Here is an 18,580-nt window from a genome sequence, read left to right as displayed (position 1 = left end):
GGGCGTTTCCTGTTTCAGGGCCCTCTCGCCGGATCACCGCTTCGGCCGGGTGGAACCCGGGCGACGCCTACTTCGCCTTGGGGCCGCCGTCCTTTTCCCGGGGCGGGGCGCCTTCGCCGGCGACCTTCACCACCTCGGCTCCGAACTCGCGACGGAACCAGCCCTTCAACTCGGGCAGCTCATCGAGGTCCTTCGCCGATGCCGGTGCGCGCCAGGCGATCGCCTCGAGGGCGGAGTTCGGGCAGAGGACGCCCGGGTCGAGTTCGAGCTCGGTGGCGCGCTTCCCGCGCCAGCGCTTGAGGCTCGCGAGCCGCTTGTCGGCCTGGCGGTCCATGCGTCGCCGGCCGGAAGGGGCGGCTTTCGGGATCGGACCGTGTTCGGTCTTGCGTCCCTCGCGCACCGCGTTCATCACCTCGCGCCCGAAGCGGCGCATCAACAGCTCGGTGAATCCCTTGATCTCGCCCAGTTCGGCGAGCTTCTTCGGGCGCCGCTCCGCGATCTCGATCAGGGTGCGGTTGCCGAGCACCTTGAAGGGCGGCCGGTCCATCTCGCGCGCGCGTTTGTCGCGCAAGAGGAACAGCTCGCGCAGCACCGAGAGCGACTTCGGATCGAGCTTGCGCGCGCCCTTGATCCGCAGGTAGCCGAGCTGGTCGAACTCGCGCTCGGGCCACTGCCGTCGGCAGAGCGCCTCGAACTCTTCCTGGGCCCAGCGCTGGCGCTTCGCCGCGCGCAGCTCGCGGCCGAGCTTCTCGGCCAGCGTGATCAGGTAGAGCACGTCGGCGGCGGCGTAGCTGAGTTGCTTCGGCGTCAGCGGCCGACGCGACCAATCGGAACGCTGCTCGTCCTTCGGCAGGTTCACGTCGAAGTGCCGCGCCGCGATGCTCGACAGACCGACCGATGGGTAGCCGAGCAGCTGGGCCGAGATCATCGTGTCGAAGAGGTTCGCGAACTCGAAGGAGCAATCGCGCTTCAGCACGAAGATGTCGTACTCGGCCGCGTGGAAGATCTTCCGGATCTCGGGCGACGCGAACACCGGCGCGAGCGGTGCGAGCTCCGCCGGACCCCCGAGCTTCAGGGGATCGATCAGGTAGATGCTGCGCCGCGTGCCCACCTGCACGAGGCAGGTCTTGTCGAAATAGTGGTAGAAGCTGTCCGCTTCCGTATCGACGGCAATCACCTTCTCGCTGAGAAGGTCTTGCGCAAGCGCGTCGAGATCCTCTCGGGTCTCGACCAACTCGAAGTCCGCCACTCGCTCCCTCAAACCCTTGTACGCCCGCCCTTCGAATCGAGGCTCGCGGATCGTGTGAAAGGGGGGGCCGACAAATCCATTCCCGAGATCGCGTGGGGAGTCGGCCGCGGGACCAACGTGACGCCGGGGCGCCGACGCCGGTGTCCGCAAGCTAGCCGAGGCCCGGCGCCGGCGAAAGCCGGGCCGCCCGGGCTCGGGCCGGTTAGCCTCGCCGCCGCACCGCCCGGAGGCCGCCGCACGGGGAGCCTGCCCGGGGGAGTCTGGAGGGGTAGCCGGCCGTGACGGCCCCGAATCGAGCGAGCGTCGCCGCCCCGGAAGGGCCGGCGACAGGCCCGGCCTGGAGCGCGGGCGCCGGGTTCTCGGCTGCCCCAGGCGCCGCAGAGGCGACTCGCGCCGCCTGTGAGCAGGCCCTCGGCGGGGCGATCGGCCGCGCCGACGCCGCCCTCCTGTTCGCGGGGCCCGCCCATCGGGATGACGCCGACAGGTTGGTCGCCACGGCGCGCGAGGTGCTCGGCACCGAGACGATCGTAGGCTCCCTTGCCCATGGTGTCCTCGGCGCGGGTCAGGAACTCGAGGGTGGTGCCGGGGTCAGCGTCCTCGCGGTCCAGGGCCTCCACGCCGAGCCCCTCTGGCTCGCCGACCTCGCCGGCCACGAGGACCTGGCGGCCGACGAGGTGCGCGCCGGGCTCACCCGCGACCCGCGCCCCGAGGACCTGGTCGTGCTCATCCCCGACCCGCGCGCCCTCGACCCGGACGCCCTGCTCGGCGCGGTCCGAGAGGCGGCCGGACCCGCCCTGGTGGTCGGTGCGGGAGCCGGCGATCCGATCTCCGAGGCGCCGCTGCTGTGGTCGGCACGCGAACTGGACGTCGGAGGGTTGGCCGGGTTGGTGCTGCGCGGCGCCCGTCGGGCGCGGGTGGGGGTGACCCAGGCCTGCCGCCCGGTCACCGAGCTACTCACAGTGACGAAGGCCCAGGGTCCGTGGGTCCTCGAACTCGAGGGCCGTCCCGCCCTCGACGCCTTCCGGGAGGCGGCCGGCCCCGCGCTCGCCGACGACCTGGCCCGGGCCGCCCAGTTCACCTTCGCGGCGCTGCCGCGCGACCCCGCCGCACCGCTCGCGCCGGGCGGCTATTTGGTCAGGAACATCGCTGGCTTGGCGCCCGATGCGAATGCGTTCGCAATTCCTGGCATGCTCGAAAAGGGCGATTCCCTGGCCTTCGTCCACCGCGAACCCGAGACCGCCCGCGACGACCTGAAGGCGGTGCTCGCCGGGCTGGCCGAAGAACCTCCGGGCCTCGCCCTCTATTTCGACTGCTGCGCTCGGGGCGCCGGCTTCTTCGGGGTGCCCGGCCTCGAGGCCGCCTACCTCGAGCAGGCCTTCGGCGCCGCACCGGTGGCCGGGATGTTCGGTTCCTGCGAGCTGGGCCCCATCGGCGGCCGGCCCGAGCTGCTCACCTACACCGGCGTGGTCGCCCTCCTCGACGCCTGAGTCTCCTGATTGCAGGCCTGCGCCCGATGCAACCGATTCGTGCGAGCGCGAGGTTGTTCCGGTATAAAGAACAGCAGTCTGAATAACAGAACAGCTCGATTCTTCTGGAGCCCCCATGAACGCCCTGACCAGCGTCGAGAAGGCGGTCGACGTGCTCTTTCACCTCCACGCGGCGCCGCTGCCGTTGGGCGTGACCCAACTCGGCCGCGATCTCGGGCTTCCGAAGTCGAGTGCCCATCGTCTGCTCGCGTCGCTCGTGCGGCGCGGTCTGGTCCAGCGCGACGATCGCGGACGCTATGCGCCGGGGCTCGGGTTGGTGGCCCTCGGGCTCGGTGCCCTCGACCGCGAGCCCCTGGTCGCCGCCGCCCGTGGCGTGTTGGCGTCGGAAGCCGCTGCGCTCGGCGAGACCTTCTTTCTCGTGGCCGCCCGCGCCGGGCAGCTCGTGGTGCTCGACAAGGCCGAGGGCACCGGGTTCCTGCGCGCGTCGCCCCAGGTGGGTGCGACGGTCCCGGTGCACGCGACGGCGACGGGAAAGCTCTTCCTCGCCTTCGACCCGGGCGCCGTCGAGCCCGACGCCCGCCCCGAACGCTTCACGGCGCGCACGCCCGCCGACGCGGCCGCGCTCGAGAAGCAGGTCGAGCGCGCGCGACGCAGTGGCCTGGCGCGCAGCCGCGAAGAGTGGATCGCCGGGTTGTCGGTCGTGGCGGCCCCGATCCTGGTGCGGGGGCGCATGCTCGGCGCGCTGGCGCTCGGCGCGCCGACCCCGCGGCTCGCGTCGTTCTCGGACCACGCGATCGACGCCCGGGTGCGTCGCGCCGCCGACGAGATCGCCGCACGTCTCTCGGGAGAGATGCGATCGGAGACGGACGATGTCTAGCCCGGCGCCCCAGGCCTGGCTCGACGGTCGCGTGATGCCGCTCGGCGAAGCGCGCATCCCCGTCACCGATCACGGGCTGCTCTACGGCGACGGGATCTTCGAGGGGATCCGGATCGTCGCGCGTCGCGTGTTCCGGCTCGACGATCACCTCGCCCGCTTCGCGGTCGCGGCCAAGGCCATCGGCCTGGCGCTTCCGGGCGGAACCGCCGCCGCACGCGCCGCCGTGCTCGAGGCCGCCGCCGCCTTCGGGGAAGACGAAGCCTACGTGCGTTTGATCGCCACGCGCGGCGAGGGAGCCCTCGGCGTCGACCCCACCACCTGCCATACCCCTCGCCTCATCTGCATCGTCGACCACATCCGGCTCTTCGAGCCCGAGAAGCTCGCCGCCGGCCTCGACCTGGTCACCGTGAGTGGTCGGCGTCCGGGCCCCGACGTCCTCGACCCGCGCGTAAAGAGCCTCAACTACCTGAACAACGTGCTGGCCAAGCGGGAGGCGCGGCTGCGCGGCGCCGACGAAGCGCTCTTGCTGAACGCGCGGGGAGACATCGCCGAGGCCGCCGTGGCGAACCTCTTCTGCGTCCGCGACGGCGTGCTCCTGACCCCCCCGCCCACCGACGGCGCGCTCGAGGGCATCACTCGACGCACGATCCTCGAGCTCGCGCGCCAGAGCGAGATCCGCGCCGAAGAGCGCACGCTCGGTCGCTTCGATCTCTTCGCATCGAGCGAGGCCTTCCTCACCGGCAGCGGCGCCGGTCTCGTGCCGGTGCGCAGCCTCGATGGCGAGACGATCGGCAGGCCGGGTCCGGTCTACGAACAGCTGCGCACGGCCTTCGTCGCCGCCGCGCCCGGCATGGGCGTCCCGTTCTAGGGCAGGGCGCTCCCTTCGAGGGTGCGGCGTTCGAAGCCAGACTCGCCGCGGGCTTCCGCAGCCCCTGCTAGCCTTCCCGTTCCCTCCCCTTCGAGAGGTGCGCCGTGCGCTGGTCCGAGGCCTTCATTCCCACCCTGCGCGACGACCCCGCCGATGCCGAGGCGGTGAGTCACAAGTTGCTCGTGCGCGCGGGCTACGTACGTCAGCTGATGGCGGGTGCGTACTCGCTCCTGCCGCTCGCTCAGCGGGTGTGTCACAAGATCACGAACATCGTTCGCGAAGAGATGGACCACATCGGCGCCCAGGAGTTCAAGCTGCCGGCGCTGCACCCGGCCGACCTGTGGAAGCAGTCGGGTCGTTGGGAAGCGATGGGCGACGAGATGTTCCGTCTCGTCGACCGCAAGGGCGCCGACACGGCGCTCGGCATGACCCACGAAGAGGTCTTCGCGACGCTGGCGACCGAGCTGCGCAGCTACAAGCAGCTGCCTCAGATCTGGTACCAGATCCAGACGAAGTTCCGCGACGAGCCGCGTCCGAAGTCGGGCGTCTTGCGCGTGCGCGAGTTCACCATGAAGGACTCGTACTCGCTCGACGTCGCGCAGGACGGTCTGGACTCGGCCTTCCAGCGGCACTTCGAGGCCTACCGTCGGATCTTCGGTCGCTGCGGCGTCGAAGTGCTCGCCGTCGAAGCGTCGTCGGGAAGCATGGGCGGGAGCGAATCGATCGAGTTCATGGTCGAGAGCGACGCGGGCGAAGACCTCGTCGCGACCTGCGGGACCTGCGGCTACGCGGCGAACGTCGAGAAGGCGACGTCCCAGCTCCCCCAGATCGACGACGGCGCCGGCGCGGAGGCCCCCGAGAAGTTCGCGACGCCCGGCATCAAGACCATCGACGCCTTGGCGAACTTCGAGGGCGGTGCGCCCGCTGATCGTCAGATCAAGACGCTCGTCTACGTCGTCGACGGTGGGACCGTCCTGCTGCTGGTGCGCGGCGACCATGCGCTCTCGGAGCAGAAGCTGTTGGACCAGGTCGAGGCCCAGGAGATCCGGCCCGCCAACGAGGCCGAGATCCGCGCCGCGCTCGGCGCGAGCGCCGGTAGCCTCGGCGCCGTCGGCGTCGACCAGCTCACGGTGATCGCCGACTTCGCGCTCGATGAGCGCCGCAACATGACGACGGGTGCCAACGAGGACGGCTTCCACCTGCGCGGCGTCGACGTGCAGCGAGACCTGTCGGTGAAGTACTGGCTCGACTTGCGCGAAGTCTCGGAAGGCGAAGGCTGCCCGAGCTGTGGCGACCCGCTGCGTGTGGTGAAGACCATCGAGGTCGGCCACATCTTCAAGCTGGGCACGAGGTACAGCGAGGCGATGGGCGCGAACGTCCAGGACGAGTCGGGCCAGAACCGGCCGGTGATCATGGGCTCCTATGGCATCGGCATCGAGCGCGGCATGGCCGCGGTGGTCGAACGCTGCCACGACGAGAACGGCATCGTGTGGCCGGTTTCGGTGGCGCCCTACGAGGTCGTCGTCACGGTGGTGAAGCCGAAGGACGAGGCCACGAGCGAGGCGGGCGGTCAGATCTACGACGCGCTCGTGGCGGCGGGGATCGAGGTGCTGCTCGACGATCGTGAGGAACGGCCGGGCGTGAAGTTCAAGGATGCCGATCTGATCGGGATTCCGTATCGCGTAACGGTCGGGCCGAAGGGGGTCGCCGAAGGAAAGGCCGAGATCGTGCGTCGCCGCGGCGGAGACGCGCGCCAGGTCGATCTGCAGAAGGCGGCTGCGACGGTGGCCGAGGCGGTGCTCGAAGAGCGGTCGTTCGCGCCGAACGCCTAGCGTCGGTCGGCTGACGCCCGCGCCGGATGGGAGTCGACGCGGAGTTCGAGGGGGGGCGGTCGGCGGGTCGTCGTCCCTCCGCGGAATGGCTCGCCTGGGGCTCGGCGTCGCGTCGGCACTCGGTGGCCTACCGGCGTTCTCTCTTCGAGTGGCGTTTCCTGCTGCGCTGAGTTCCGCTTCGGGACACGACCCGCCGACCTACCGTGCGGGTTTCCTTTGCGCGGACTTTCGAGATCGCGCGTGCGTGGGTGCGTCGCTTCGCGACGGTTCGGCGTCTGGCGACGCCGAACGGCGAGTGTCGACGGTTCCGCCGCGGCGCGCTGCGTGGCTCGAGTCGGCGCCGGCCGCCGCGGGGACGCACGATGGGGAGCGGCGTGGGAGGGGGGGCGACGGCGCTTCGCGCCGTCGCGCTACAAGCGGACGACGCGGGTGCGGAGGGCGGTCGGGGCTTCGTCGGGGAGGAGGAAGCGCCAGAAGATGGTGCCCATGGGTTGGCCGGCGGTGTCGAGCCAGTTGGGCGTGCCCGGGTCCTCGTGCGCGATGACGATCTTGAAGGAGCCGTCGCTCTCGTACTGGACCTGCTTGCGGTTGAGCGACACCTGCCGGTAGCGGTAGGGCGGCGTCTGCAGGTGCATGTTCCAGAGCATCACGTTCGCGAAGCGACAGCGTGGGAACCGTCCGCGGATCTCGAGCGCCTGGTTCGGCTGGAGCAGGTAGACCGCCTGTCGGTAGACGTTGTCCTTCGCCGCGTAGCCAATCTCGACATTGCCGGCGTCGGGCTTCGGGTTCGTGAACTGGTTCGGCTTCGCCGACACCCAGGGCGGCTGCTGCTCCGGGGTGAAGTTGGGGAAGTCGACGGTCACGCTGCGCAGGAAGCGGATCGCGCGCCGTACGCCTGCGGCCACGGCGGCGTCGTCCATCACGGGCGCGGGGCCGGGGGACTCCTCGGGCTCGATCCAGATCGGCATGTGCAGGGTCGGATCGGCGGCCGCCGAACGTTCCCACTCGAAGTAGTGGCGCGTCGTGATGGCGCCGGCGTCGGGTTCGAGCCGCAGCCAGTTGCGCGGGCCGCTCGCGGGTTCCTGCGCGGACAGCAGGATCTCGTAGCTGCCGTCGGGCGCGACATCGAACTCGGTGTCGTTGAGCGTCGAGACCAGGCGCTTCGACGGGCCGCCGTCCGCGTTGCCGCCTTCGATCGTGAACGAAGTGTAGGTGGCGCCGTGGACGTTGCCGTGGATGCGGTAGGACCCGCTGGGGTCGATCGGCGAGCCGTAGTAGACGGCGTCCGGGTTGTCGCCCAGGAGTTTCTTGTCGAGGGTGTGCCAGCGTCGGAACATCGGGCGCTTGCCGTCGGCCTCGAACCAGAACTGGAACGCATGCTGCACCGCGTGGGCGAGGAAGAAGCGCCCGGCGGCCCGCTCGTCGGCGGTGTTCATGCGCCGCTCGGGCCCGATGAAGTCCCGTTCGATCTGGCCGAGGAGCTCGGCCAGCTCGGCGAAGGCCGCCGCGGAGGCATCGCCGTGATCGTCGGCCTGCGCAGCCTGGGCTGCGAGCACGCCCATCCACGGCAGCGCGCCGGCGGCGGCACCCGTCTTCAGGAAGTCGCGTCGCTTCACGCGCGGGCTTCCACTGGATCGGCGAGCAGCTCGCGGTTGGCGCGGCGCAGGAAGAGCAGGCCGATCAGCGCGTTGAAGAAGATGAAGAAGTTGTGCATCACGAGGCCGAAGGCGGTCATCTGGGCCGAGTTCTCGGGGAAAAGCACCACCCAGATCGTGATGGCGGCCGCGCGCATCGGCGTCGGGACGGCGGCGGCGAAGAAGATCACGGGCAGGACGCCCAGCATGTCGATGAAGTTGGCGTCCACCCCGAACAGGCGCAGCGCGAGGGTGTAGACGACGACCGCGGCCAGCAGCGCGGGCGAGCGGATCGCCGCGACGATCACGTACTGCAACGGATTCGCTTCGCGGAAGGCCTTCAAGATCGGCTTCTCGCGCAGCGTCACTCCCTGCAGGATCCAGCCGCGGAAGTAGGCCACCCACACGACGAAGACGAGGAGCGCGCCCGCGCCGATCCACGGCACCAACGCGAACTGGCTCGGAAGCTGGTCGCCGGCGATCGAGTAGCCCACCACCGCCCAGAAGGTCAGGTAGAGGAACTCGCAGAACATGATGAAGAGCATCGACGACCCGACTTCCCACCCCGGGACGCCGTGGCGCCGGTTGAGGTAGAGGGCCATCGCGCCCTTGCCGACCTGCTCGTTCAGAATCGAGATGATGTAGGCGCTCGCGCGGATCGGCAGGATGTCGGTCCACGGCACCTTCGCGTTGAACCAGTTGACGATCCGCCAGACCACCGTCGAGTCGACCAGGAAGAAGAAGGCCGAGTACGGGATCATCAGCGCGAGCCAATGACCCCAGCTGACGCTCGCGAAGACACCGAGCAGGTAGGGCAGGACTTCCTGGCCCTCCCGCGCGGCGGCGCCGGAGATGCGGTTGTAGAGCCAGCCGAAGCAGATCAGCGTCAACAGCCAGGGCAGCGCGCGCTGCCAGGCGGGGGCTTCCTTCGGGCCGGTGGCCTCGTTCTCGGACGGGGGGCCGGCGGCGACGTCGCTCATGCAGGGGTCTCCGCGAACGCCTCGCGCAGGGCGTCGTCGAGGGGAGTCAAGGTGATCCCGAGCTGCTCGCAGGCCGGGGAGGGATCGATCTGATCGTCGTGCTCGAGGACGCCGAGCATGGCCGACGTGAGCGGCGGGTCGCTGCTCAGCTTCTCCATCAGCCAGGCGAAGCCCTTCGCTGCCGCGCCGGGCAGGCTGCCGATCGTGACTTCGGTGCCCAGCACGTTGGCCGCGCGCAGCACGAGCTCGCGGTGCGAGAGCGACTCGGGGCCGGCCAGGTCGAGGACCCGGTCTTCGATGCCCGGGCGGTCGACGGCAGCGAGGAGCGCCGACACGACGTCGCGCGCGGCGATCGGTTGTTCGAGGGTGGCCCCTCCGCGCACGAGCTTCGTGCTGGGGCCCTTCGACTGACGCAGGAGCGCCGCCGACGCGGCGTCGCCCTCGCCGAGCACCATCGGCACCCGGATCACGACCGCTGGCGTCTTCGCGGCGAGCAGGATCGAGTCGGCGCGTGCGCGTGATGCGAGGCAGGCGTTCGACGAGCGCTCGTCGGAACCGAGGATGGAAAGCGATACGACACGGCGGAGCCCCGCGGCTTCGGCCGCCTGCGCGAGTGCTTCGCAGGGGCGTTCGTGCGCGTTCTCGTAGCGGTTGTGCTTCGTCTCCTTGAGGATGCCGACCAGATGGATCGCGGCATCGCAGCCCGTCGCCGCCTCGCTCAGCTGGGACGCATCGGCGTAGTCCACGATGCGGATCTCGGGGCGCGCGGCGTCGGGCAAGGCCTGCAGCTGCCCCGCCGCGCGTTCCGAGCGCACCAGCGCGCGCACCGGTCGGCCGCTCGCGGAATCGGCGATGCGCTGGCAGATCCGACGACCCAGGTGGCCGTTGGCGCCCGTGACGAGGAGGGGGGAGGTCTCGCTCACTGCGGCGCAGCATACCCGAAGTGCGGGGGTCTTCGGGCGATCACGCGCCACCAACCGGTTTCGACACGAAGAGCGTCGCGGGTTCCCAGGGCCCGAAGCCGAAGCGTCGGTAGAGCCGCTTCGCGCCCTCGTTCGAGTCGTGGACCTCGAGGGTCAGCTTGCAGCCGTCGCGCGCCACGAGGCGCCGTTCGGCTTCCGCGAGCAGCGCCTGGCCGACGCCCTGGCCCTGATGGTCGGGCAGTACCGCGAGATCGTGCACGTTGAGCGACGGTTTCCCCGCGAAGGTGGAGAAGCCCCACACGCACACCGCGACGCCCACGGCGCCGTCGCCGCGGTAGGCGAGCAGCACGAAGGCGGCCGGGTGGGCACGCAGGCCAGGACCCATCGCGGCGCGCTCCGCCTCCGACAGGGCCTGGTTGCGGCCGCCGGGACCGCGCGCGTAGGAGTCGATGATTTCGACCACCGCCGCGACCTCGGCGGGGTCGTCGAGATCTGCCTCGCGGACCTGGGTCTCGCTCATTCGGGAGCCTCGTTGGGTTTCGCTTCGCCAGGTGTAGCGGGGGGTGCCACCGCATCGAGGAAACGCTCGATGCGCGCGAAATACGGCGCACCCCCGACCTCCACGGTGTCGTTGTGGCCCGCGCCGACGATCGTCTCGAAGCTCTTCGGTTCGGGCGCGACCTCGAACAGGCGCTGGCCGAGCGCGAAGGGCACGATCTCGTCGCGGTCCCCGTGGAAGGAGAGCAGCGGCGCGCGCAGCTGGCCCACGCGCTCATCCGACGGGAAACCGCGGATCGCGGCGCCGAGCGGGCCGAGCAGGGTGCGCGCCATGTCGGCGACGCTCGTGAAGGTGCTCTCGAGGATCACACCGGCGAGGGGGCGATCCTGGGCCAGCTCCACAGCCACGGCACCGCCCAGCGAGCGTCCGAAGAGCACGATGCGTTCGGGCGCGAAGCCGCGCTCGGTCGTGAGGTGTGCGAGTGCGGCGCGCGCGTCCTCGGCGGTCCCCGCTTCGCTCGGTGTTCCCTCACTGAGCCCGTAGCCGCGGTAGTCGAGGAGCAGCACGTCGGACCCGAGGCGGGCGAGCTGGGCCGCGTTCGGGAGCCGATGGCTCGCGTTCCCCGCGTTCCCGTGGAGGAAGAGCAGGGCGCGATCGCGCCGCGGCGCGCCGGGCAGGTAGAACGCGTGCACCCGCACGCCGTCGCGGGTTTCGAGGAAGAGCGATTCGGCGGAGATGCCGAGCGCTTCCGGCGTGATGTCGACGCCCGGGCTGGGTTGGAAGAGCACCCGATCGACGAACCCCGACAGCACTCCCAAGAGCAGTCCTCCCGCCAAGACGAAGCCGACGAGCGCCTTCACCGCGCGTTCCGCCGGGCCCACAGGGCCGCCGCCGCGACCACCGCGCACCATAGTGCCAGGCTCCCGAAGCCCAGCACGATGCCGAAGCGGTCGGCGAGGGCGCCCGAGACCCACGGAATCGCGAAGCCCCCGAGCGCACCCGCCCCGGCGGCCAAGCCGGCCGCCATGCCGCGCGCATCCGGATACCGTTGACCCGCGAGACCGATCATCACCGGGTACACGCTACCGAGGGCCGCGCCCACACCGAAGAGCACTCCCGACAGGGCCGTCCACTCGAGCGAGGTCGCGGCGGCCCAGAGCAGCGCGGAACCGGCACCCGCGAAGAAGAGCACGCGCGGGTCGAGTGCATTGCGCAGCGCCAGCATCCCGAACCGACCGGCAAGGAGACCGAGCCAGAGCCCGCTGATCCCGAGCTGCCCGTCGCGTTCGGCGAGTCCGAGGAAGAGCGCGTAGGGCACGGTGAAGATCGTGAGCGCGGCCTCGACGCCGACGTAGGCGAAGGCGACCAGCGCCAGCGGAACCAGCGGCGCCCAGCGATGCCAACCCGGCGGATCCGACGCAGCGGTCTCGTCGTCGGGGGTTCTCGGCGGCGGTGCGGGCAGCGGGACGCAGGCCGCCCAGGCCGCGACCGCGACGTGGGCCCAGCCGACCGCCGCGAAGCTCTGGGTGAAATCGGCCTGGGCGCTGATCCACGCCACGACCGGCGGTGCGACGACGGCGCCGAGCGTGGCCGCTCCGTGCAAGATCAGCATGGGACGCCCGGCCTGCGCGCCGTAGTGTTGGACTGCCACCGCGCTGATCAGCGTGTCGTAGAGCCCGATACCGACGCCCAGCGCGACCAGATGCGCCAGCCAGCGTCCGTAGGACATGCCCTCGTCGACCCCGAGCAGGGCCACCGCGGCCAACAGCGCGGCCCCGACGAAGAGCGGCCGACGCGGGTAGCGGTCGAAGATCGGACCCGCGGCCACCACGCCCACGCCGAGTCCGAGCGCCAGCGCCGACGCCAACAGGCCGCTCTCGGCGAGGTCGAGGGCGAGTGCGGCCTCGAGGCTCGCCTGGTTCGCCCCGACCAGCACGAGCACCGTGCCGAAGACGAAGAATGCGAAGAAGCAGAGCGGGAACACCGCTCAGAGCATGCCGAGCTCGAGTTTCGCCGCTTCGGACATCATCTGCGGATTCCACGGCGGGTCCCAGACGAGATCGAGCACGACCGATGTCACGCCTTCGACGTTGCGCGCCTTCGTCTCGACCTCCGGCGGCAGCTCCTCGGCGGCCGGACACATCGGCGACGTCAGGGTCATCTTGATCGCCGCACCGCCGGCGTCGTCGAGCTTGACCTTGTAGATCAGGCCGAGCTCGAAGATGTCGACCGGGATCTCCGGGTCGTAGACCGTCTTCAGCTGCTGGATGATCTCGTCGCCGACAGTCTTCAGAGCGTCCGGCGCTTCGACGATCGTGTCGTGGTCGAGACCGGCGGGTTCGTTCGCCTCGGGTTCCATGCAGTCCTCGTTCGCGGGACTCCAGAATCCCCGCCGGAGTGTTCCGACGGAGCTGGAGCGACTATTCGGTAGTGACGACGTCGCCGTCGGAGAGCGCCGAGCGCAGGGTGTGCCAGCAGAGGGTCGCGCACTTCACGCGCATCGGGAACTCGCGCACGCCGCCGAAGACGGCGAGCTTGCCGAGCCCCTCGTCTTCCGGCTCGCTGCGCGGGTCGGAGGTGACGAGGTCGTGAAACGCCGTGAAGAGCTGCTCCGCTTCGTCTGCGGGCATGCCTTTCACCGCCTCGGTCATCAGCGAGGCCGAGGCCTTCGAGATCGCGCAGCCCTGGCCTTCGAAGCCGACGTCCTGCACCACGCCGTCCGCGAGGGTCACGTGGATGGTCAGCTGATCGCCGCACAGCGGGTTGTGACCCTCGGCGTGGCGATTCGCGTCTTCCGGCGCGCCGAAGTTCCGCGGCCGCTTGTTGTGGTCGAGGATCACGGACTGGTAGAGCTCACGGAGCTCGTCGGACATCAGGCGAAGACCTCGCGGGCATGAAGCAGTCCGGCGACCAGGGCGTCGACGTCGCTCTTGTCGTTGTAGAGCGCGAGCGACGCCCGGGCCGTCGCCGGGACGTCGAAGCGTTCCATCAGCGGCTGGGCGCAGTGGTGGCCGGTGCGGACGGCGATGCCCTCGGTGTCGAGGATCGTGCCCAGGTCGTGGGGGTGGACGTCGTCCATCACCAGCGACAGTACGGCGGCCTTCTGGGGCGCGGTGCCGATGATGCGCAGACCGGGCACCTCGGCGAGACGCTCTTCGGCGTAGGCGAGGAGTTCGTGCTCGTACTGGGCGACGGCGTCGAGGCCGAGGCCCTCGACGTAGTCGATCGCGGCGCCGAGGCCGACGATGCAGCCAATGTCGGGCGTGCCCGCTTCGAAGCGCTGGGGAATGTCGGCGAAGGTGGTCTTCTCGAGGGTCACCGAGGCGATCATCGAGCCGCCGGTCATGAACGGGGGCATGGCCTCCAGCAGCTCCGCGCGTCCCCACAAGACGCCCACGCCCGAGGGGCCGAAGAGCTTGTGGCCCGAGAAGGTGTAGAAGTCGCAGTCGAGCTCCTGGACGTTGACCTTCTGGTGCGGGACCGCCTGGGCGCCGTCGACGACCAGCGGGACGCCGGCGGCGCGGCAGCGCGCTGCGATCGGGCGCATCGGGTTGATCGTGCCGAGCACGTTCGAGACGTGGGCGACGGCGGCGAGCTTCGTGCGCGGCGAGAGCAGCTTCTCGAACTCGTCGAGGATCAGGACGCCCCGGTCGTCGATCGGGGCCACGCGCAGCGTGGCTCCCTTCTCTTCGCAGAGCACCTGCCACGGTACGAAGTTCGCGTGGTGCTCCATGTGGGTCACCAGGATCTCGTCGCCCGGACCCACGTGGTGGCGCGCGTAGCTGTAGGCGACGAGGTTCAGCGCTTCGGTCGCGTTGCGCACGAAGATGATCTCGCGGCGATCCTTGGCGCCGAGGAAGGCCGCCACCTTGTCGCGCGCGGCCTCGAGCATGTCGGTGGCCTCGGCCGAAAGCTGGTAGACGCCGCGGTGCACGTTGGCGTAGTGCGCCAGGTAGAGGTCGCTCATCGCGTCGACCACCACCTTCGGCTTCTGGGCGCTGGCCGCGCTGTCCAGGAACACCAGCGGCTTGCCGCGCACTTCGCGCGAGAGGATCGGGAAGTCGCGCCGGACTGCGGCGACATCGAAGCTCATGCGGGCACCTCGCGGCGGGCGCGTCGCAGACTGTCGAGAACCGTGTCGTCGAGACCTTCCTGCAGGGCCTGGCCGGGCAGGCGTTCGAGCACTTCCAGCGCGAAGGCGCGGGTGAGCAGATCGCGGGCCCGCTCCTCGCCGATCGCGCGCGAGCGGAGGTAGAAGAGCGCATTCTCGTCGATGCGGCCGATGGTCGAGCCGTGGCTGCACTTCACGTCGTCGGCGTAGATCTCGAGCTGAGGCTTCGTGTTCACCTCGGCCTTGCCGCCGAGCAGCAGGTTCGGGTTCGACTGTTCGGCGGCGGTCTTCTGGGCGTCGGGTCGCACGATCACGCGACCGCGGAAGACGCCGCGCGCGCTCCCGCCCAGGACGCCCTTGTAGAGCTCGCGGCTGGTGCAGTGGGGCACCGCGTGGTCGACTTCGGTGTGGTTGTCGATCACGGCGTCGCCACCGCCGACGAAGAGGCCGTCGAGCTGGCAGTCGGCCCCGCGGTCGGCGAGCACGATGCCGGCGTCGTTGCGGACGAGCCGGCCTCCGAGAGTGAGCGTGTGGGCCGAGAACTGGCTGTCGCGTTCCTGGCGTACCTGGAGGTTCGAGACGTGGATCTGGTCGTCGTGCTCGCGCTGCAACAGCACCACGCGCACGCGTGCGCCCGCGCCGACGTGGACTTCGGTCACGGCGTTGGTGAACCCGGGGGTCTGGCCGGCGCTGACGTGGTCCTGCACCAGGGTCAGCTCGCTGCCCGCCTCGGCGACGATCACGACGCGCGGGTGGGTGGCCTGAGGTCGGTCACCCAGGCCGCTCGCGAACACCAGGTGCACCGGCTGCTCGACCCGGTGATTGCGCGGCACGCGTACCAGGGCGCCGTCGGCGAGGTAGGCCGAGTTCAGCGCGGCGAAGGGGTGGAGCTTCGGATCCACGTAGTGGTCGAGGCGCGCTTCGAGAGGGCTCGCGCCGTCCTCGAAGAGCCCGGCGAGGCGGTCGCAGCGCGCGCCACCCGGCAGCTCGGGCTGGCTCGAGAGCTCGGGCTGGGCGTGGCCGTTCCCGAACACGAACAGGCTGCAGGCGAAGAGCGGGGTCGCGAGCGCTTCCAGCTGGGCGCGATCCACCGAAGCGGCGGTCGCCGGCTGCAACACGCGCTCGGCCAGCGGCGCGAGGTTCGTGTAGCGCCACTCTTCCAGCCGCGTGTGGGGCAGCCCCTGGGCCGCGAACTGGTCGATGGCGTCGCGCCGTTTCGCGGCGAGCCAGGCGGGCTCGTCGCCGCGGGCGGCGACGAAGGGTGCGTGGTCCGCGACGAAGCGGTCGCGGGCGTCGTCGAGTCGGCTGCTCATCCGGCCTTCGCTTCCTCGACCCAGCCGTAGCCCTTCTCTTCGAGCTCGAGGGCCAGTTCCTTGCCGCCGCTCTTCACGATCTTCCCGCCGGCGAGGACGTGCACCACGTCGGGGACGATGTAGTCGAGCAGGCGCTGGTAGTGGGTGATCAGCAGCATCGAGCGGTCGGGGCTGCGCAGTGCGTTGACCCCGCCGGCGACGATCCGCAGCGCGTCGATGTCGAGGCCCGAGTCGGTCTCGTCGAGGATCGCGAGCTTCGGTTCGAGGATCGCCATCTGCAGGATCTCGTTGCGCTTCTTCTCGCCGCCCGAGAAGCCCTCGTTCACCGAGCGCTGCATCAGCTTCTCGTCCATCTCGACGAGCTTCATCTTCTCGCGGGCGAGGGTCAGGAAGTCCATGGCGTCGAGCTCGTCTTCACCGCGGGCACTGCGTACCGCGTTGAGCGCGGCCTTCAGGAAGTACATGTTCGCGACGCCGGGGATCTCCACCGGGTACTGGAAGGCCAGGAAGATGCCCGCGCGGGCGCGTTCTTCGGCCGAGAGCGCGGTCAGGTCCTGACCCTCGAAGTGCACGTTGCCCCCGGTGACTTCCACCGACGGGCGCCCCGCGAGCACATTGGCGAGCGTGCTCTTGCCGGAGCCGTTGGGCCCCATGATCGCGTGCACTTCGCCGGGACGGATCTCGAGGTCGAGCCCGTTCAGGATGTCGGCGTCGCCCGCCCGGGCGTGGACCGATTCGAGAGAGAGAAGAGCGTCACCCATCAGCCCACGGCTCCTTCGAGACTCACGCCCAGCAGATTCTGGGCTTCGACGGCGAACTCCATCGGGAGCTCGCGCAGGACTTCCTTGCAGAAACCGTTCACGATCATCGAGACGGCGTCTTCTTCCGAGAGGCCCCGCTGCATGCAGTAGAAGAGCTGGTCCTCACCGATCTTGCTGGTGGTGGCCTCGTGCTCGACGGTGGCCTCCGAGTTCTTCACCTCGAGATAGGGGAAGGTGTGGGCGCCGCACTCGTCGCCGAGCAGCAGCGAGTCGCACTGGGAGTAGTTCCGCGCGCCAGTGGCCTTCGGTCCGATCCGCACCAGGCCGCGGTAGCTCTGCTCACCGCGTCCCGCCGAGATGCCCTTCGAGATGATCGTGCTCTTCGTGTTCTTGCCGATGTGGAGCATCTTCGTGCCGGTGTCGGCCTGCTGGCGGTTGTTGGTCATCGCCACCGAATAGAACTCGCCCACCGAGTCGTCCCCCTGCAGGATGCACGAGGGGTACTTCCAGGTGATCGCCGACCCGGTCTCGACCTGGGTCCAGGAGATCTTCGAGCGCTTGCCGCGGCACGCACCGCGCTTCGTGACGAAGTTGTAGATGCCGCCCTTGCCTTCCTTGTCGCCCGGGTACCAGTTCTGCACCGTCGAGTACTTGATCTCGGCATCGTCGAGGGCGACGAGCTCGACCACAGCGGCGTGCAGCTGGTTCTCGTCGCGCATCGGGGCGGTGCAGCCCTCGAGGTAGGAGACGTAGGCCTCCTCGTCGGCGACGAGCAGCGTACGCTCGAACTGGCCGGTGCCCGCCGAGTTGATCCGGAAGTAGGTCGACAGCTCCATCGGGCAACGCACGCCCTTCGGGATGTAGGCGAACGAGCCGTCACTGAAGACCGCCGAGTTCAGGCAGGCGAAGAAGTTGTCCGAGTAGGGCACGACGCTGCCCAGGTACTTCCGGATGAGCTCGGGGTGTTCCTTCACCGCTTCTGAGAAGGAGCAGAAGATGATCCCGAGCTTCTCGAGCTCGCCCCTGAAGGTGGTCGCGACCGACACGCTGTCGAACACGGCATCGACCGCCACGCCCGACAGGCGCTTCTGCTCCGAGAGAGAAATGCCGAGCTTCTCGTAGGTGGCGAGCAGCTCCGGGTCGACCTCGTCGAGACTCTCGAGCTCTTTCTTCGCCTTCGGGGCCGAGTAGTAGATGATGTCCTGGTAGTCGATCTCCGGATACGAGACCTGGGCCCAGGTCGGCTCGTGCTTCTCCTCGAGCATCTCGAGGAAGCGACGCAGCGCCTTGAGACGCCACTCGAGCAGCCACTCGGGCTCTTCCTTCTTCGCCGAGATCAGGCGCACGACGTCTTCGTTCAGGCCCGGCGGAATCGACTCGGACTCGATGTCCGTGACGAAGCCGTACTGGTATTCCTGGTTGGCGAGTCGCTCGAGGGTGGCGTTTTCGGATTCGGACACGTGGCGAGACCTGCTCTGTGAGGGGAGAGGGTTCTAGGGACGAGAAAGGGAGGCGGGCGTTCAGGAGCTTCCAGGCGAGACGTCGCGGTCGGCTCCGATCGCGAAGTTCGCCAGCGGCGTGAAGCCGCTCACGCCCTGGTTGCCCGCCAGGTCGGCGAGTGAAATACAAGAAAGGGCGTCGTGGATCGCCCGGTTGATCTGCTGCCAGGGAGAGCGGACGTGGCAGCGCGCTTCCTGCGCGCAGGCGCCTTCGTGCAGGGTGCAATCGGTAAGCGCGATCGGTCCTTCGAGCGCCTCAATCATCTGGGTGACGCGGATCTCGCTCGCCCGCTTCGCGAGCTGATAGCCGCCCTTCACTCCGCGCGACGAGGTGAGCAGCCCCTCCCGGGTCAAGGTCTTCAGCAGCTTGCTCACCGCCGGCAGCGGCAGCTGGGTCTCGGTGGCCAGCTCCCGGGCGTTGCGCGGCCCTTCGCCGGCGGACGCGAGATGCGCCATCAGAACGATGCCGTAGTCGGTGAGGCGGCCGAGGCGCAACATGCGGTGGGCACTCCTTGGGCGGCGCAACCATAGGGGACCGTCTTGGTCC

General features: G+C 69.7%; 18 protein-coding genes. 4 read left to right on the top strand and 14 right to left on the bottom strand.

Annotated elements, in window-relative coordinates; genetic code table 11:
• Positions 1-67: 67 nt before the first annotated feature.
• On the bottom strand, positions 68-1,249 hold the full coding sequence (locus tag AAF430_06635; protein MEM7409891.1) for an HRDC domain-containing protein: 1,182 nt from the start codon (positions 1,247-1,249) through the stop codon (positions 68-70).
• A gap of 278 nt (positions 1,250-1,527) precedes the next feature.
• Between AAF430_06635 and AAF430_06630 the strand changes: the two genes are divergently transcribed.
• The 4 genes from AAF430_06630 (at position 1,528) to AAF430_06615 (ending at position 6,313) form a co-directional block, all read left to right on the top strand.
• The gene (locus AAF430_06630; protein MEM7409890.1) at positions 1,528-2,736 is read left to right on the top strand and encodes an FIST N-terminal domain-containing protein; all 1,209 of its coding nucleotides are present in this window, start codon (positions 1,528-1,530) and stop codon (positions 2,734-2,736) included.
• Positions 2,737-2,851: 115 nt separating this feature from the next.
• Positions 2,852-3,613, top strand: coding sequence for an IclR family transcriptional regulator (locus AAF430_06625; protein MEM7409889.1), 762 nt, complete (start codon positions 2,852-2,854; stop codon positions 3,611-3,613).
• Positions 3,606-4,481, top strand: a complete 876-nt coding sequence (locus AAF430_06620; protein ID MEM7409888.1) for an aminotransferase class IV — start codon at positions 3,606-3,608, stop codon at positions 4,479-4,481. The genes AAF430_06625 and AAF430_06620 overlap by 8 nt, the downstream gene beginning before the upstream one ends.
• A gap of 104 nt (positions 4,482-4,585) precedes the next feature.
• Complete coding sequence (locus tag AAF430_06615) at positions 4,586-6,313, top strand: proline--tRNA ligase (GenBank protein ID MEM7409887.1); 1,728 nt, start codon at positions 4,586-4,588, stop codon at positions 6,311-6,313.
• 410 nt (positions 6,314-6,723) lie between these two features.
• Here the strand turns inward: AAF430_06615 and AAF430_06610 are convergent, their stop codons facing one another.
• The 13 genes from AAF430_06610 to AAF430_06550 all read right to left on the bottom strand — a co-directional run bounded on the left by AAF430_06610 (position 6,724) and on the right by AAF430_06550 (position 18,531).
• Positions 6,724-7,929: a DUF1214 domain-containing protein gene (locus AAF430_06610; protein MEM7409886.1), complete on the bottom strand. Its 1,206-nt coding sequence runs from the start codon at positions 7,927-7,929 to the stop codon at positions 6,724-6,726.
• Positions 7,926-8,927 carry a hypothetical protein gene (locus AAF430_06605; protein ID MEM7409885.1) on the bottom strand — a complete coding sequence of 334 codons (1,002 nt, stop codon included), beginning with the start codon at positions 8,925-8,927 and terminating at the stop codon, positions 7,926-7,928. The genes AAF430_06610 and AAF430_06605 overlap by 4 nt, the downstream gene beginning before the upstream one ends.
• The gene (locus AAF430_06600) at positions 8,924-9,850 is read right to left on the bottom strand and encodes an NAD(P)H-binding protein (GenBank protein ID MEM7409884.1); all 927 of its coding nucleotides are present in this window, start codon (positions 9,848-9,850) and stop codon (positions 8,924-8,926) included. Before AAF430_06600 ends, AAF430_06605 begins: the two co-directional genes overlap by 4 nt.
• 40 nt (positions 9,851-9,890) lie before the next feature.
• Positions 9,891-10,370, bottom strand: coding sequence for a GNAT family N-acetyltransferase (locus AAF430_06595; protein MEM7409883.1), 480 nt, complete (start codon positions 10,368-10,370; stop codon positions 9,891-9,893).
• The gene (locus AAF430_06590) at positions 10,367-11,209 is read right to left on the bottom strand and encodes an alpha/beta fold hydrolase (protein ID MEM7409882.1); all 843 of its coding nucleotides are present in this window, start codon (positions 11,207-11,209) and stop codon (positions 10,367-10,369) included. The genes AAF430_06595 and AAF430_06590 overlap by 4 nt, the downstream gene beginning before the upstream one ends.
• Positions 11,206-12,333, bottom strand: a complete 1,128-nt coding sequence (locus AAF430_06585; GenBank protein MEM7409881.1) for an MFS transporter — start codon at positions 12,331-12,333, stop codon at positions 11,206-11,208. The genes AAF430_06590 and AAF430_06585 overlap by 4 nt, the downstream gene beginning before the upstream one ends.
• Before the next feature lie 3 nt (positions 12,334-12,336).
• Complete coding sequence (locus tag AAF430_06580) at positions 12,337-12,708, bottom strand: iron-sulfur cluster assembly protein (protein MEM7409880.1); 372 nt, start codon at positions 12,706-12,708, stop codon at positions 12,337-12,339.
• 61 nt (positions 12,709-12,769) lie between these two features.
• Positions 12,770-13,222: a Fe-S cluster assembly sulfur transfer protein SufU gene (gene sufU / locus AAF430_06575; GenBank protein MEM7409879.1), complete on the bottom strand. Its 453-nt coding sequence runs from the start codon at positions 13,220-13,222 to the stop codon at positions 12,770-12,772.
• A complete protein-coding gene (locus AAF430_06570) occupies positions 13,222-14,442 on the bottom strand; it encodes a cysteine desulfurase (GenBank protein MEM7409878.1) in 1,221 nt (406 codons plus the stop codon). The genes sufU and AAF430_06570 overlap by 1 nt, the downstream gene beginning before the upstream one ends.
• A complete protein-coding gene (gene sufD / locus AAF430_06565; GenBank protein MEM7409877.1) occupies positions 14,439-15,773 on the bottom strand; it encodes a Fe-S cluster assembly protein SufD in 1,335 nt (444 codons plus the stop codon). Before sufD ends, AAF430_06570 begins: the two co-directional genes overlap by 4 nt.
• Positions 15,770-16,534, bottom strand: coding sequence for a Fe-S cluster assembly ATPase SufC (sufC, locus tag AAF430_06560; GenBank protein MEM7409876.1), 765 nt, complete (start codon positions 16,532-16,534; stop codon positions 15,770-15,772). The genes sufD and sufC overlap by 4 nt, the downstream gene beginning before the upstream one ends.
• Positions 16,534-17,994 (bottom strand): Fe-S cluster assembly protein SufB, encoded by a 1,461-nt coding sequence (gene sufB / locus AAF430_06555; GenBank protein MEM7409875.1) that lies wholly within the window; start codon positions 17,992-17,994, stop codon positions 16,534-16,536. Before sufB ends, sufC begins: the two co-directional genes overlap by 1 nt.
• Positions 17,995-18,054: 60 nt before the next feature.
• Complete coding sequence (locus AAF430_06550; protein MEM7409874.1) at positions 18,055-18,531, bottom strand: SUF system Fe-S cluster assembly regulator; 477 nt, start codon at positions 18,529-18,531, stop codon at positions 18,055-18,057.
• Positions 18,532-18,580 lie beyond the last annotated feature (49 nt).

It is taken from the genome of Myxococcota bacterium, from assembly GCA_039030075.1.
Lineage (GTDB): Bacteria > Myxococcota_A > UBA9160 > UBA9160 > SMWR01 > JAHEJV01.
The sequence above is the reverse complement of the archived record's forward strand: the minus strand, read 5'-3'. Positions and strand labels throughout refer to the sequence as shown.